This window comes from Hoeflea sp. BAL378 (genome assembly GCF_000759435.1).
In the GTDB taxonomy this organism is placed as follows: Bacteria; Pseudomonadota; Alphaproteobacteria; order Rhizobiales; family Rhizobiaceae; genus Hoeflea.
Window position 1 is genome coordinate 1 of sequence record NZ_JRJG01000022.1, and the last position, 14,943, is coordinate 14,943.

The window sequence follows — 14,943 nt, forward strand, 5'->3', positions numbered from 1 at the left end:
GCACCGGCCAGACCACGACATGGACCGGGAAGCGGTCGTCGAGCCGGTGCAGGATGTCGCGGATGACGGCGCCGGTGGGCGAGGTCACCACGCCGATGACCCCCGGCATGAACGGCAGCAACTGCTTGCGCGCCTCGTCGAACAGGCCTTCGGCGGCGAGCCTTCGCCGCCGCTCCTCGATCAGCGCCATCAGCGCTCCGGCGCCCGCGGGCTCGATCGACTCGATGACGATCTGGTATTTCGACGAGCCCGGATAGGTGGTGATCTTGCCGGTGGCGATCACCTCGAGCCCCTCCTCGGGGCGGTGCGCGAGGCGCTGGAACACGCCCTTCCAGATCACCGCCTCGATGCGCGCCTTGTCGTCCTTCAGGGCGAAATAGGCGTGGCCCGAGGAATGCGGGCCGCGATAGCCGGAAATCTCGCCGCGCACCCGCACATAGCCGAAGGCATCCTCCACCGTGCGGCGGATCGAGCCGGACAGCTCGCTGACGGTGAACTCGGTGGCGTTGGAGGGCGAATCATCAATCCTGTCGGGCATGCCCGATTGCGCACCATGGCGGTGCCCGCGTCAAGGGCGGGGAGCGGCGCGGCCGGGCCGGGCGCGCGGCCTGCCGCATGCTTAACGATGTCTTTGCGGGACCCGTGGTTTTTCACGGGTGACTTTCCACCCATACACCCGTTTTTAACCCCTCAAAACTTATATTGATTAGCAGTCAATCATGTTCGGGGACCGGAATGAGCGCACCGAAGAACTATCTGACGCGTCTGGCGGGAGAGGAGCAGCGCACCCACAAGCGCCGGCTCACCAATGCCGCCGGAACGATCTACTATCTGCGCCGCGGCGTCCGCGGCTTCACCTCGCAGCCCTGCAGGATGGTCAACATTTCCGAAAGCGGCTGCCTGGTTGCGGTTCCGCTGCCGGGCCAGGCGGCCGACCATCTCTATCTCGTGCTCGACGGCATGCCGATCAAGATCTCCTGCGCCGCGGTCGCCCGCTCGGACACCGCCCTGCACCTGCGCTTCACCACCGACATGCCCACCGAACTGGTCAACAAGATCGCCCGCAGGAAATTCGCCCCCCGCCGCCACGCCAACGATCCGTGAGCGCGTGCGGCGGCTTGCCGCGCGTGCTTGCGCCGGCGCCGGGTCCCGGTGCAGGATGGCCCCCGCACTCAGCGGGGACGGACGACATGAAGCATGCGGTGGTGATCGGCGGCGGCCATAACGGGCTGGTCTGCGCCTGGTACCTGGCAAATGCCGGGCACAGGGTCACGGTTCTGGAAAAGCGTGACGTGGTCGGCGGCGCCGCGGTGACCGAGGAGTTCCATCCCGGATTCCGCAATTCGGTCGCCTCCTACACGGTGTCGCTGCTCAATCCCAAGGTGATCGCCGATCTCGGTCTCGCCCGCCACGGCCTTGAGATCGTCGAGCGGCGGATGGGAAATTTCCTGCCGCTGCCCGACGGGCGGGCGCTGGAAGCAGGGCCCGGTCGCACGCGCGCGTCGGTGGCGCAGTTCTCCGAACGAGACGCCGAGGCGCTCGAGGGCTATGGCGTGATGCTCGAGAACGCGGCCTCCGTGCTGCGCGACCTGCTGCTCAGGACCCCGCCCAACGTCACCGAAGGCAACTGGCTCTCGGCCGTGCCGGAGCTGCTCAAGACCGCCTCGCTCGGCCGGCGCATGGCGGAGCTGCCGCTCGACGCGCGCCGCGACGTGCTCGATCTCTTCACCTGTTCGGCCTCCGAGATCCTCGACCGCTGGTTCGAGACCGACCCCGTGAAGGCGCTGTTCGGCTTCGACGGCATCGTCGGCGCCTGGGTCAGTCCCCATACCCCGGGGACCGGCTACGTTCTGCTGCACCACTGTTTCGGCGAGGTCAACGGCAAGCAGGGCGTCTGGGGCCACGCCATCGGCGGCATGGGCGCGATCACCCAGGCCATGCGCCGCGCCTGCGCGGAGAAGGGCGTGACGATCCGCACCGGCGCCGCGGTGGCGGCGATCGAGACGGAAGGCAGTCGGGTCCGCGCCGTGGTCACCGAGCAGGGCGAACGCCTCGCCGCCGATCTCGTTGCCTCCAACATCCACCCGCAGCTTCTCGTCGGCAATCTGCTCAAGGACGCGCCGCTGCCCGAGGACTTCCGCCGACGCATCGGCTATTGGCAGAGCGGCTCGGGCACGTTCCGGATGAACGTGGCGCTCGACCGGCTGCCCGTCTTCACCGCGCGTCCCGAACCGGGCGATCACCTGACCGCCGGCATCATCATCGCCCCCTCGCTCGACTACATGGACCGGGCCTATCTCGATTCGCGCGCCCGCGGCTGGTCGCGCCAGCCGGTGGTCGAGATGCTGATCCCGTCGACGCTCGATCCGACGCTGGCGCCCGAGGGCAGGCATGTGGCGAGCCTGTTCTGCCAGCACGTGGCCCCGACCCTGCCCGCGGACTTCCCCGGCGGCTCGTCCTGGGACGATCACCGCGAGGCGGTGGCCGATCTGATGGCCGGCACGGTCGACCGCCATGCGCCGGGCTTCAAGGACAGCGTCATTGGCCGCCAGGTGCTCTCGCCGCTCGACCTCGAGCGCACGCTGTCGCTGGTGGGCGGCGACATCTTCCACGGCAAGCTGAGCCTCAACCAGTTGTTCTCGGCGCGGCCCGTGCTCGGCTACGGCGCCTATCGCGGACCGTTGAAGGGCCTCTACATGTGCGGCTCGTCGACCCATCCCGGCGGCGGCGTCACCGGCGTTCCCGGACACAATGCGGCGCGCGAAATTCTGAGCGACATCCGCGCCCGGCTTGTGTAATCGTCCGCTGGAGCGCGGGCGCCGTGCCGCCGCGCCCTCTTCCCCATCCGCATTATCAAGGTGAACGCAATGAAGACCGAGACCGAGACCCTTGCCGGCGAAACCCCCGGCATTGCCTATGAGCTGATCGTGCACCGGCTTGAGGGCAGCGACGCTACGGCGCCAAGGGTCTATATCCAGGCGGCGCTGCATGCCGACGAGCGGCCGGGACCGGCGGCGCTGCATTACCTGATCCCCGAGCTGGTCCGGGCCGAGGCCGAGGGCCGGCTCAAGGGCTCGCTGACGCTGGTGCCGCAAGCCAATCCGATCGGCGCCGCGCAGCACATGTACAGCCAGCACATGGGCCGGTTCTCGAGCGGCAACCGGGTCAATTTCAACCGCGGCTTCCCGGTTCCCGACGCGCAGGGCGTGCGCCGGCTGGATGCGGCCTTCTCCGCCGTCTTCGCCGACCGGAGGCTCAAGAGCCGGCTGCTGGAGCTCGCCGACAACCACCCGATCGTTCTCGATCTCCATTGCGACGACGAGGGTGTGCAGTATCTCTATGTTCCCGACCGGCTGTGGCCGGGGATGGCGGATCTCGCCGCCTGCCTCGACGCCGAGGCTGCGGTGCTGTGGCACGCGGGCTCTGATGCCGCCTTCGAGGAGGCGGCGTTCGCGCAGATGCGCGCCAGGGCGGGCGAGGGCGGCGATCTCTCCGGGCTCTGCTGCACCACGGTGGAGCTGCGCGGCCAGCTCGATGTCGACCCGATGCTCGCCCGAAAGGACGCAGAAGGCCTCTACCGCTTCCTGGTGATGCGCGGCGTGATCGCAGACGACGGCGTGACGGCGGCAGAGCTCAAGGCGGATTTCGTCGCCGAGCCGATCGCCCATGTCGAAATGGTGCGGGCGCCGGTGGGCGGCACCATCCTCTACCACGTCGCCCCCGGCGACCGCGTCGAGGCGGGCCACCTGCTGGCCGAGGTCGTCGCCCGCCCGGGCGAGCCCGGCGGCGCGGTGGCCGTGCATGCGCCGCAGGCGGGCTTCGTGCTGACCCGGCGGGCGCGCCGCTTCATCCGCATGGGCGACGATCTGGTCAAGCTCGTGGCCGGCGCGCCGTCGCCCTCGGCCCGTGCCGGCGCGCTCGAGGACTGAGGCCGCCGGGGCGCCCGATGCGCCGGGCGGGAGGCCTAAGGCTTTGACAAAGCCGTCATAAACCGCAACATTAGCGTCACGTTGACGCGGCCGGCGGGACCGGCCAAGCCAATTCAGCACGCGGTCCGGGTCGATCCGGGCCGCCGGAACAGGGAGATACTTATGCGACTTCTCACAGCAACACTGGCGCGCGCGGCGCAGGCGGCAGCGGTCGGCGCGGCGCTGATCGTCGGCGCATCCGGGCTGCAGGCCCAGGAAATGAACTTCTTCTCGATCGGCACCGGCGGCACCGGCGGCACCTATTTCCCGCTCGGCGGGGCGATCGCCAACGCCATTTCCAACCCGCCCGGCTCGCGCGCCTGCGACGAGGGCGGATCCTGCGGCGTGCCCGGCCTGGTCGCCATCGCCCAGTCCTCGCGCGGCTCGGTCGCCAATGTCAACGGCATCAAGTCGGGCATCCTGAGCTCGGGCTTCTCGCAGTCCGACGTCGCCTACTGGGCCTATTCCGGCACCGGCACCTTCGAGGGCCAGGAGCCGATGCAGGAGCTGCGCGCCATCGCAGCGCTCTATCCGGAACACATCCACCTGGTCGCCTCCAAGGAATCGGGCATCACCTCGGTGGCCGATCTCAAGGGCAAGCGCGTCTCGCTCGACGAGCCCGGCTCGGGCACCTATGTCGATGCGCAGCTCATCCTCAAGGCCTTCGGCCTCACCGAAGAGGACATCACCGTCGAGAACCTCAAGCCCGGCCCGGCTTCCGACGCGATCCGCAACGGCCAGCTCGATGCGCTGTTCTTCGTCGGCGGCTATCCGACCGGCACGCTGGTTGAACTGGCCTCGAGCGCCGAAGTGGTGCTGGTGCCGATCTCCGGCCCCGAGGTCGACGCGATGATCGAGGAATACTCGTTCTTCTCCAAGGATCCGATCCCGGACGGCGTCTACCAGGGCGTCGCCGGCGCCGAGACCGTCGCCGTGGGCGCGCAGTGGCTCACCAGCGCCAACCAGAAGGACGACCTGATCTACGAGATCACCAAGGCGCTGTGGAACGACAGCACCCGCGCGCTGCTCGACGCCGGCCATGCCAAGGGCAAGACCGTGACCAAGGAAACCGCGCTCGACGGCATCGGCATCCCGCTGCATCCGGGCGCCGAGAAGTTCTACCGCGAAGCCGGCCTGATCAAGTAGGGTCCGGAAGAGGCAATGATCCAGGCCGTCCGGGAAACCGGGCGGCCGCATTTTTTCTGCCGCCGGGCCGGGTGACCTTGCGGCAAGTTCCTGCAGCCGGAGGGTGGCACCATGAGCGGATCCGACAATCGGACGAATGACGATCCCGTCATCGATCTCGCCGAGCTCGAGCGCAAATACGATCCGGAAATGGCCTTCCGGCCGACCGGCAGGGCGGTGGCGCTGCTGGTCACCGCGGCGCTGGTGGCGATGTCGGTCTACCATTACTACGCCGCCGGCTTCGGCCTGGTGCGCGAGCTCGTCCATCGCGGCATCCACATCTCCTTCGTGCTCGGCCTGATCTTCCTGGTGTTCGGCGCCACGAAGCGCGAGAACGACACGCTCTACCCGTCGAGCCTGCTGCGCCCCGGCGGCATCGGCCTGTGGGACTGGGCCTTCGGCCTGCTCGCGGTGGCCGCGGCGCTCTATCTGCCGCTGCTGCCGGCGAGCGCCATCTCGGTGCGGGTCGGCAATCCCTCGGCGCTCGACGTGTTCATGGGCACGGCGCTGATCCTGCTCACGCTCGAGGCGGCGCGGCGCTCGATCGGCTGGACGCTGGCGGCGATCGCGGTCGCCTTCATGGCCTATGGCCTGTTCGGCCAGTACATGCCAGGCGTCTTTCGCCATCCCGGCGCCTCCTGGAGCTCGCTGGTCAACCATCTCTACATGACCGACCAGGGCATCTACGGCATCGCCGTGGGCGCGGTCGCCAAATACGTGTTCCTGTTCGTGCTGTTCGGCGTGCTCGCCACCCGCATCGGGCTCGGCAAGCTGTTCATCGACGTCGCCTCGTCGATCGCCGGCCGCTATGCCGGGGGACCCGCCAAGGTGGCGATCTTCTCCTCGGCGCTGCTCGGCACCATTTCCGGCTCCTCCATCGCCAACACCGTAACCACCGGATCGCTGACGATTCCGGCGATGAAGAAGGTCGGTTACCGGCCGCATTTCGCCGCCGCCGTCGAGGCCACTGCTTCCACCGGCGGGCAGATCACGCCGCCGATCATGGGCGCCGCGGCCTTCATCATGGTCGAGTTCCTCGAGATCCCCTATCGCGACATCGTCTATGCGGCGATGTTCCCGGCGCTGCTGCACTATGTTGGCATCTTCGCCATGGTGCATTTCGAGGCCAAGCGGCTCGGCCTGCGCGGCCTGCGCCCCGACGAGATGCCGCAGATCCTCAAGGTCTTCACCGAGAATTGGCTGGCGGTGATCCCGCTGCTGATCCTGATGGCGCTGATCCTGTCGGGCCGGACGCCGGACTATGCCGCGGTCTGGGGCATCACCGCCTGCATCGTGGTGGGCTTCATCACGCCGCACAACCGGCTTACATTCAAGGACCTGGTCGATTCGCTCTCGCTCGGCGCCAAATACGCGCTCGCCGTGGGCGCGGCGGCGGCCGTGGTCGGCATCGTCGTCGGCGTCGTCACGCTGACCGGCACCGCCTTCCGGCTGTCCTTCATCATCACCCAGACGGCGGCGAGCCTCGGCGCGACGCTGACCGCGCTGCTGCCAGACGGGCTGGTGAGCATCAACGCGCTAGCGCTGTTCTTCACGCTGATCTTCACCGCCTTCGCCTGCATCCTGATGGGGGCCGGCATTCCCACCACGGCGACCTACATCATCCTGGTCTCGGTGGCGGCCCCCGCCCTGTCGCTGCTGGGCGTCGAGCCGCTGGTGTCGCATTTCTTCGTGTTCTATTACGGCGTCCTGGCCGACATCACCCCGCCGGTGGCGCTCGCGGCCTATGCGGCAGCCGGCATTGCCGGCTCGAACCCGTTCCAGACCGGCAACACCGCCTTCCGGCTGGGCATCGCCAAGGCGCTCGTCCCCTTCGTCTTCGTCTATTCGCCGGCTTTGCTGATCGTCACCCAGGGCTTCACCTGGGAGGCCTTTGTCGTCACGCTGACGGGCGCCACGCTCGGCATCGTGCTGCTCGCCGGCGCCTTCACCGGCTTCATGGTGGCGCCGCTCGCGAGGCTCGAACGGATCTGGCTCGGCCTGGTGGCGCTGCTGGTGGTGGCGCCGGGCCTGACGACGATGCTGATCGGCGTGGGCCTCGCCTCGCCGGTGCTGCTGCGGCAGGTCATCGCCTGGCGCAAGAGCACCGCGGGCTGAGCGGAGCCGGACTGTCTCAGCGGTTGCCGTAATAGAGCGAGACGGCGTGCTCGGCTTCGGCGAAGAACAGCCAGCGCTCGGCCAGCAGGCCTAAGAGCATCGACAGGGCGGCCAGCAGATTGACCGGCGCCGGCGCGCCGGTGAGCGCCACGACGATCAGGATCGCGACCGGAACGGCCGCGCCCAGCAGCAGCGCCAGCCGGCGCAGGCTGCGCGCGTGCTTGCGGCCGATCACATGCACCATCTCGCGGGTGAGATAGTTCTCGCCGGAATGCGGGCGTTCAAGCAGCCGCACCCGGCCGATGAAGCCGAGGCCGGTGGCGGTCTCGGGCGAGGAGCCCACGTCGGACAGGCGCGTGCGGCCGGCGCGGACCCACCAGGCCGCTTTCAGGGCCCAGGCAAGGAGGACGAGCGCGATGCCCCCCGTTTCCGCGCCGGCGCGATCGCCCAGCGCGGAGGCCAGCAGCCAGCCGGAGGCGAGCGCGAAGCTCAGATAGACCGCCGGCGTGAGCGGGGTCTTCCACTGCGGCACGGTCTTGAGCTGGGCGTAGATCATCGCCGTGGTGAAGACGGTGACGAGGGCGCCCAACGACGCCAAGGCCCCAAGGAGGGCCGGCCGCGCGCCGGTCCACATCCAGACGAGCGCGTAGATCCCGAACAGGCAAAGGGTGAGGATCGCGGCGATGCCTTCGCGCGACAGCCAGCTCGAGCGCCACTGGCTCAAGGCCCGCCAGGCCCTTTCAGGATGGCCGAGATGGAAGGTGGAGGCGAGCAGCCCCGCCACCGCCAGGCCGCCGCCCGCCAGCGAGACCAGGAAGGCGCGGCCCGCGCCGCCGCCCACCGGAAAGCCGAGGCCCAGCAGGAAGATCAGCCCGAAGCCCGCGCCCGAGGAGACCGTGAAGAAGATGACGGAGACGGCAGGATGCATGGGATTATCCGAGCCTGTCGAGCGCGGCGTCGAGCCAGCCGAGGAAGCCTTCGGCCTTTGGGGTGGCGGCGCAAGCGGATGCGGCGGGCCGCGCGGGGTCGGGGCGGGGCGCGGCCTTCGTCTTGGGCCGCGGCGGCAGATAGCGGTTGACCGGCTTCGTTCCCATTTCCGGCATCAGCTCGATTCCGCCGCGCGCGGCGACGAGAACCGAGACATTGGATTCGGGATCGTTGAAATCGCCGAAATGCCGCGCGCTCGACGGGCAGGTGCGCACGCAGGCGGGGATGCGGTCTTCTTGCGCCAGCGTCTCGCTGTAGATCCGGTCGACGCAGAGCGTGCATTTCTTCATCACGTTCTCGACCGGGTCCATCTCGCGCGCGCCATAGGGGCAGGCCCAGGCGCAGAGCCCGCAGCCGATGCACATGTCCTCGTTGACCAGCACGATGCCGTCTTCGCTGCGCTTGTGGCTGGCCCCGGTGGGGCAGACGGTGACGCAGGGCGCGTCGTCGCAATGGAGGCACGACTTGGGAAAGTGCACGATCTGCGCCGGGGCGTCGGCGGGCGTCACCTCGAAGGTGTGGATGCGGTTGAGCCAGGCGCCGGAGGGATCGGCGCCATAGGCGTCGACATCCGACAGCGGCGAGGCCTGCGCGCCGGAGTTCCACTCCTTGCAGTTGACCGCGCAGGCGTGGCAGCCGACGCAAGTATCGAGATCGATGACGAGGCCCAGGCGTTTCTCTGTCGTGGCCGGAAGACTGGTCATTGTGCGCGCTCCCGTCCATGGCTGACGGTGGAGGGCGCCGCGCCGACCGGGTTCTTCTGCGGCTTCGCGCGCGGCAGGCTCTCGCCGCCCGACTGGTCGGGGTCCTTGCGGATCGACACGCGCAGGTCGAACCAGGCGGCCTGGCCGGTGATCGGATCTGAATTGGCCCAGCGGCGGCCGTCGCCCTTGGGGGGCAGCAGCTCGTCGATCAGGTGGTTGAGCAGGAAGCCGCGGGTCGCCTCCGGCGCGTCCGTGTCGAGCGCCCAGGCGCCCGACCGCTTGCCGATGGCGTTCCAGGTCCAGACCGTGGAACCGTTGACGGCGTCCATGCGGCGGACCGGCGCGCGGATCTCGCCGGAAGGCGAGGTGAGCAACGCCCAGTCGCCATCCTCAAGCCCGGCCCGGTCGCAGACTGCGCCCGGCACATAGAGCGCGTTCTCGCCGTGGATCTGCCTCAGCCAGGCATTCTGCGAGCCCCAGGAATGGTACATCGCCGCCGGCCGCTGGGTGATGGCGTGCAGCGGGAAGGCGTCCTCGTCGAGCCCGTCCTCGAGGAAGGGCGGGTACCAGCAGGGCAGCGGGTCGAAACAGGCGGCGATGCGGGACTGGTGGTGCTCGGGCGCCGCCGGCTTGATCTTGCCCCGGGCCGCCAATTGGAACTTGCGCAGGGGTTCGAGATAGAGCTGGAAGATGTTCTCGACCGGCCCGTCCTGCAGACCCTGGGCGATCGCCCAGTCGCTCCAGGCCCGGTTGGCGTGCTTGAAATAGAGCGCTTCGGCCGGCACATGCGCCTCCGAGAACCCGCCATTGTCGACATAGCGCTGGAGCTGGTCCGGATTGGGCTCGCCGCGCCCGGTCTTGGAGCCATCGGTGCCGCGCCAGCCCGACAGCGGGCCGATGCCCGGCTTGCGCTGGTGGTTGACCATGTAGTCGGCGTAATCGGCGTAGACCGGCTTGCCCTCGGCATCGGTCATGCCGGGGAGCTTCAGGCGCGCGCCGAGATCGAGCAGCACGCTCTGGAAGCCGCGCACGTCGCGGTCGGGCTCGACCACCGGCCAGCGGATCGAATCGCACATCGCCCCGGGCTCGCTGATGGGGCGGTCCAGAAGCGAGATGCAGTCGTGCCGCTCGAGATAGGTGGTGTCGGGCAGGATCAGGTCGGCGAAGGCCACCATTTCCGAGGAATAGGCGTCGGAATAGATGATCTTCGGGATCACGTAGTTCCCGCTCTCGTCCTTGTCGGTCAGCATCTGCATCACCGAGGTCGAGTTCATCGACGAGTTCCAGGCCATGTTGGCCATGTAGAGGAACAGCACGTCGATGCCGTAGGGGTCGCGCGCGTGGGCGTTGGAGATGACCATGTGCATGAGCCCGTGCGCCGACAGCGGCGCGTCCCAGGAAAATGCCTTGTCGATCCGCTGCGCGGTCTCGCCGTCGGCCTCGAGAAGCAGGTCCTCCGGCCCGCGCGGATAGCCCAGATGCGGCCCGGCGAGCGCGGTGTCGGCGCAGGCGCCGCCATGCGGCCGCGGCTGGCCGGCGACGGGACGCGGATAGGGCGGCTTGAAACGGAACCCTCCGGGGCAGTCGATCGAGCCCACCAGGATCTGCAAAAGGTGCAGCGCGCGGGCTGTCTGGAAGCCGTTGGAATGGGCCGAGATGCCGCGCATGGCGTGAAACGCCACCGGCCGGCCGATCATCCGCGCGTGGCGCTCGCCCTTCATGTCGGTCCAGGGCTGCTCGACGATCACCTCGCGCTCGAAGGCGGCCTCGGCGATCTCCGTGGCGATGCGGATGATGGTGTCCGCCGCAATCCCGGTGCGCTCGGCCACGGCGGCCGGGGCGTAGGCGGGATCGAGATATTTGCCGGCTAACAATTCGAACACCGGCGTCGCCTGGCGGCCGTCTGGTAGGCCGAAAGTGCCTTTGAGCGCCGGCTTGATGCCGGGCGTGGCCGAGGAGGCGATCTCGCCGGTGGCCCGGTGCGCCACCAGCGGGGTGCCGTCCTCGCCGCGGGCGAACAGGCCGTGGTCGGCGCCATCCGGATTGTCGATCACCAGCCAGGGCGCGTTGGTGTAGCGGATCAGATAGTCGACATCGATACGGCCGGTGCGCAGCAATTCATGCGCCAGCGCCAGAATCAGCAGCCCGTCGGTGCCCGGCGTGATGCCGAGCCATTCGTCGGCGATGGCGTTGTAGCCGGTGCGCACCGGATTGACGCCGATCACCTTGACGCCGCGGGCTTTGAGCTTGCCGAGGCCGATCTTGATCGGGTTGGAATCATGGTCCTCGGCGACGCCGAAGATCATGAACAGCTCTGTCCTGTCCCAGTCGGGCGCGCCGAACTCCCAGAAGGCGCCGCCCATGGTGTAGATCCCGGCGGCGGCCATGTTGACCGAGCAGAAGCCGCCATGGGCGGCGTAGTTGGGGGTGCCATATTGCTGCGCCCACCAGCCGGTCATCGACTGGCTCTGGTCGCGGCCGGTGAAGAAGGCGAGCTTGCGCGGATCGGTGCGGCGCACCTCTCCGAGCCACGTCGTGGCAAGGCCGAGCGCCTCGTCCCATTCGATTTCCTTGAATTCGCCCGAGCCGCGCTCGCCGGTCCTGAGCAGCGGCTTCCGGAGCCGCGCCGGCGAATAATGCTGCATGATGCCGGCCGATCCCTTGGCGCAGAGCACGCCCTTGTTGATCGGATGGTCGCGGTTGCCTTCGATGTAATGGACCTTGCCGTCCTTCAAATGGACATCGATGCCGCAGCGGCAGGCGCACATGTAGCAGGTGGTCTTGCGGATGCCGCCGTCAGCCGTGCCCTGAGCCCCGCTGGTCTGGTTCATTCATCCTCCCGAAGACGCGCAGCCCGTTTGTCGGGGTGCAACACGCCGCTTGAGCCGTGTGGGTCCGCAGCGAGCCTCCCCCGCAGCATGCCAAACGGACCCCCCGGCCGGCCAAATGTCAAGGCCGGCCTCTAGGTCCAGTTTGAGTACCTCTAGGTCCAGATCGCGGTGCGGGGCGCCGGAAGGCGGGGGAGGGAGGCGGTTCGGCCGGGGTCCGCGGCGGCAGTCAGGTCAGCAGACGGTCTCACCCCTGGGGCTGCAGTAGAGCCCGTGCAGCACTTCCAGCACGGCCGCCACTTCCTTGCCCTTGAGCGAGTAATAGATGGTCTGGGCGTCGCGCCGGGTGGCGACCAGGTCGGCGTCGCGCAGCTTGCGCAGATGGTGCGACATCGCCGGTTGCGACAGGCCCGCCATGTCGGCGAGCTTGAGCACGCTGTATTCGCCGTCGAGCAGGATGCACAGGATCCTGAGCCGCACCGGCTGCGACAGCATTTCCATGAGCTTTGCCGCATCGCTCATGCGCGGCTCCATTTCGAGCATGTCCTGGGCGTCAAGCATGGTGGTCCGTTCCGTGAACATTTAACAGCTCTTATATAAGGAACTTCGATCCGGGATTCAACCGTCGACCGCCCGGGTGCTGTCGCGGGCGATCAGCTCGACCTCGAGGATCGTGGTTTCGATCGCCGGGCTGGAACCGGTCTGGATGTGGTTGATCAGCATGTGCGCGGCGGAGCGCCCGATCCGCTCGCGCGGCTGGCGCAGGGTGGTCAGCGCCGGGATGAAGCGGCGGGCGATGGCGATGTCGTCGAAGCCCACCACCGAGACATCGCCGGGGACCGAGACGCCGTGCCGCGCCAGCTCGGAAATGAAGCCGAAGGCCATCTGGTCGGACTGGCTGAACACTGCGCTCGGCCGCTGCGCGAGCCCGAGCCAGGCCTGGGCCGCGCCGGCGCCGGCGTTGAGGCTGAAATCGCCGGGGAAGACGTGGTCCGGGTCGAGCGCCAGGCCCCGCGCCGCGAGCTCCCGGAGCGCGCCACGGCTGCGCGCATGGGTGAGCACATTGTCCTGAGGCCCCGTGATCATGCCGATGCTGCGGTGGCCGAGCCCGGCCAGATGCGCGACCGCCAGCTCGCCGCCGCGGGCATTGTTGGCGCGCACCGACGGAAACTCGCCATGCGGCGTCCATTCGCAGGCGAAGACGATCGGCGGCGCGCCGTTGCCCGAACTTGCCACCGACAGGATCGCGTCGGGCAGCGAGCCGTCGAGCGCGATGATGCCGTCGGCGCGCGAGGCGTTGAGATATTCGAGGATGAGCTGCGGCTTCACATGCGCCTGGCGCGTGTCGACCACCAGCATGTTGATATCGGCTTCCGACAGCGCCGCCTCGATGCCCGCCAGGATCTCCGAGAAAAACGGATTGCCGAGATTGGGCACCAGGATCATGATCGCCCCGGTGCGCTGGCGCCTGAGGTTCCGGGCCGAGAGATTGACCCTGTATCCGGTCTGCTCGGCCGCCGCGAGTACAAGGTTGCGCGTTGATTCCGCAACGGTTTCCGGCCGGCTCAGCGCCCGGCTCACGGTCGCGGTGGAAACGCCGGCAAGCTTTGCCACATCGGTGATCTTCGGCGTTCTTGGTTCCATGGTAAGCTGAATTCCCGCTTTTGCGAGACGGGTTTGAGGTACGTGTCGCAAATATCACTTGACTCCAATTCTCATCGCGGTCAACCTTTATGTAATCGATTGCAGTGCAGCAATTCGGAGGGCGATGTAATCGATTGAAAATGGTGTGAGGACACCAGTGGCCCGGGACGCTGCGGGAGTGCGGCGGGACCGGGAGGAGGAACTTTCCTGGGAGGGAAATCGATGAACGCATTCAAGCATCTTCTGGCTGGCGCATCGCTGCTGGCACTTTCGACGTCCGCCAATGCGGCGGAGCTCGAAGTCACTCACTGGTGGACGTCCGGCGGCGAAGCCGCGGCTGTCGCCGAGTTCGCCAAGGCCTTCGAGGCCACCGGCAATAAATGGATCGACGGCGCCATCGCCGGCGGCGGCTCGACCGCCCGCCCGGTCATGATCAGCCGCATCACCGGCGGCTCGCCGATGGCCGCCACCCAGTTCAACACCGGCCGCCAGGCCGAGGAGTTGGTTGAAGCCGGCCTCCTGCGCGACTTCACGGAACTCGCCGAGAAGGAAAAATGGAAGGACGTGATTCGTCCGGTCAGCCTGCTCGAAGGCTGCACGGTCGACGGCAAGGTCTACTGCGTGCCGGTCAACATCCACTCCTGGCAGTGGCTGTGGCTCTCCAACAAGGCCTTCGAGGACGCCGGCGTGCCGGTGCCCACCAACTGGGACGAGTTCGTGGCCGCCGGGCCTGCCCTCGAAAAGGCCGGCAAGATCCCGCTCGCCATCGGCGGCCAGGCCTGGCAGACGACCGGCGCGTTCAACGTGCTGATCCCGGCCATCGCCGGCAAGGACGTCTTCCTCAAGGTCTACCAGGACCATGACGCGGAAGCCGCCGCCGGTCCGGAAATCGCCAAGGTGTTCAAGGCCGCCGACGACGCGCGCCGGATGTCGGCGAAATCCAATGTGCAGGACTGGAACCAGGCGACCAATCTCGTCATCACCGGCCAGGCCGGCGGCCAGATCATGGGCGACTGGGCGCAGGGCGAGTTCCAGGTGGCCGGCCAGGTCGCCGGCGAGGATTACACCTGCCTGCCCGGCCTCGGCGTCAACGAGCTGATCTCGACGGGCGGCGATTCCTTCTACTTCCCCAAGCTCGACGATCCGGAAAAGACCGCGGCCCAGGAAGTCCTCGCCTCGACCATGCTCAACCCGGCCACCCAGGTCGCCTTCAACCTGAAGAAGGGATCCGTGCCGGTGCGCGGCGACGTCGACGTCTCCGCCGCCAACGACTGCATGAAGAAGGGTCTGGAGATCCTCGCCAAGGGCGACATCATCCCCGACACCAACCAGCTCAACACCGAGGACACGAACAACCAGCTCAACGATCTGTTCGTGGAGTTCTTCAAGACTCCCTCGCTGACGCCGGAAGAAGCGCAGAAGCGCTACGCTGCGATCATCGCATCCGCCGACTGATCGTAACGTAAGGCGCGGACGGGCCGGCCTATCCGGCCGGGCCCGTCCGCTCCCATC

At 68.0% G+C, this 14,943-nt stretch carries 12 protein-coding genes; 6 read left to right on the forward strand and 6 right to left on the reverse strand.

Features of this window, described 5'->3' with window-relative positions; translation table 11 throughout:
- Positions 1-538: exodeoxyribonuclease VII large subunit (xseA, locus tag LL06_RS06595; protein WP_035523971.1), on the reverse strand; the 538-nt coding region annotated here is incomplete at its 3' end.
- Positions 539-735: 197 nt separating this feature from the next.
- On the opposite strand from xseA, the gene LL06_RS06600 reads away from it, so the two are divergent.
- The 5 genes from LL06_RS06600 to LL06_RS06620 all read left to right on the forward strand — a co-directional run bounded on the left by LL06_RS06600 (position 736) and on the right by LL06_RS06620 (position 7,268).
- A complete protein-coding gene (locus LL06_RS06600; RefSeq protein ID WP_035523974.1) occupies positions 736-1,104 on the forward strand; it encodes a PilZ domain-containing protein in 369 nt (122 codons plus the stop codon).
- A gap of 86 nt (positions 1,105-1,190) precedes the next feature.
- Positions 1,191-2,798: an NAD(P)/FAD-dependent oxidoreductase gene (locus LL06_RS06605; protein WP_035523976.1), complete on the forward strand. Its 1,608-nt coding sequence runs from the start codon at positions 1,191-1,193 to the stop codon at positions 2,796-2,798.
- A 69-nt stretch (positions 2,799-2,867) separates the two neighbouring features.
- A complete protein-coding gene (locus tag LL06_RS06610; protein ID WP_035523978.1) occupies positions 2,868-3,929 on the forward strand; it encodes a succinylglutamate desuccinylase/aspartoacylase family protein in 1,062 nt (353 codons plus the stop codon).
- 162 nt (positions 3,930-4,091) lie between these two features.
- Positions 4,092-5,114 carry a TAXI family TRAP transporter solute-binding subunit gene (locus LL06_RS06615; protein WP_035523981.1) on the forward strand — a complete coding sequence of 341 codons (1,023 nt, stop codon included), beginning with the start codon at positions 4,092-4,094 and terminating at the stop codon, positions 5,112-5,114.
- Positions 5,115-5,225: 111 nt separating this feature from the next.
- Positions 5,226-7,268 (forward strand): TRAP transporter permease, encoded by a 2,043-nt coding sequence (locus LL06_RS06620; protein WP_052161270.1) that lies wholly within the window; start codon positions 5,226-5,228, stop codon positions 7,266-7,268.
- 16 nt (positions 7,269-7,284) lie between these two features.
- Here LL06_RS06620 and LL06_RS06625 read toward each other — a convergent pair whose 3' ends face one another.
- From LL06_RS06625 to LL06_RS06645, 5 genes are all read right to left on the reverse strand, one after another.
- A complete protein-coding gene (locus LL06_RS06625; protein WP_035523984.1) occupies positions 7,285-8,196 on the reverse strand; it encodes a DmsC/YnfH family molybdoenzyme membrane anchor subunit in 912 nt (303 codons plus the stop codon).
- A gap of 4 nt (positions 8,197-8,200) precedes the next feature.
- Positions 8,201-8,959 (reverse strand): 4Fe-4S dicluster domain-containing protein, encoded by a 759-nt coding sequence (locus LL06_RS06630; protein WP_035523987.1) that lies wholly within the window; start codon positions 8,957-8,959, stop codon positions 8,201-8,203.
- Positions 8,956-11,790, reverse strand: coding sequence for a molybdopterin oxidoreductase family protein (locus LL06_RS06635; RefSeq protein ID WP_035523989.1), 2,835 nt, complete (start codon positions 11,788-11,790; stop codon positions 8,956-8,958). Before LL06_RS06635 ends, LL06_RS06630 begins: the two co-directional genes overlap by 4 nt.
- Positions 11,791-12,021: 231 nt before the next feature.
- Complete coding sequence (locus LL06_RS06640; protein WP_244447061.1) at positions 12,022-12,369, reverse strand: metalloregulator ArsR/SmtB family transcription factor; 348 nt, start codon at positions 12,367-12,369, stop codon at positions 12,022-12,024.
- Between the two features lie 36 nt (positions 12,370-12,405).
- A complete protein-coding gene (locus LL06_RS06645; protein WP_035523992.1) occupies positions 12,406-13,431 on the reverse strand; it encodes a LacI family DNA-binding transcriptional regulator in 1,026 nt (341 codons plus the stop codon).
- A 222-nt stretch (positions 13,432-13,653) separates the two neighbouring features.
- Between LL06_RS06645 and LL06_RS06650 the strand changes: the two genes are divergently transcribed.
- Entirely contained in the window at positions 13,654-14,886 is a 1,233-nt protein-coding gene (locus tag LL06_RS06650) for an ABC transporter substrate-binding protein (protein WP_035523995.1), read from the forward strand.
- Positions 14,887-14,943: the final 57 nt, after the last annotated feature.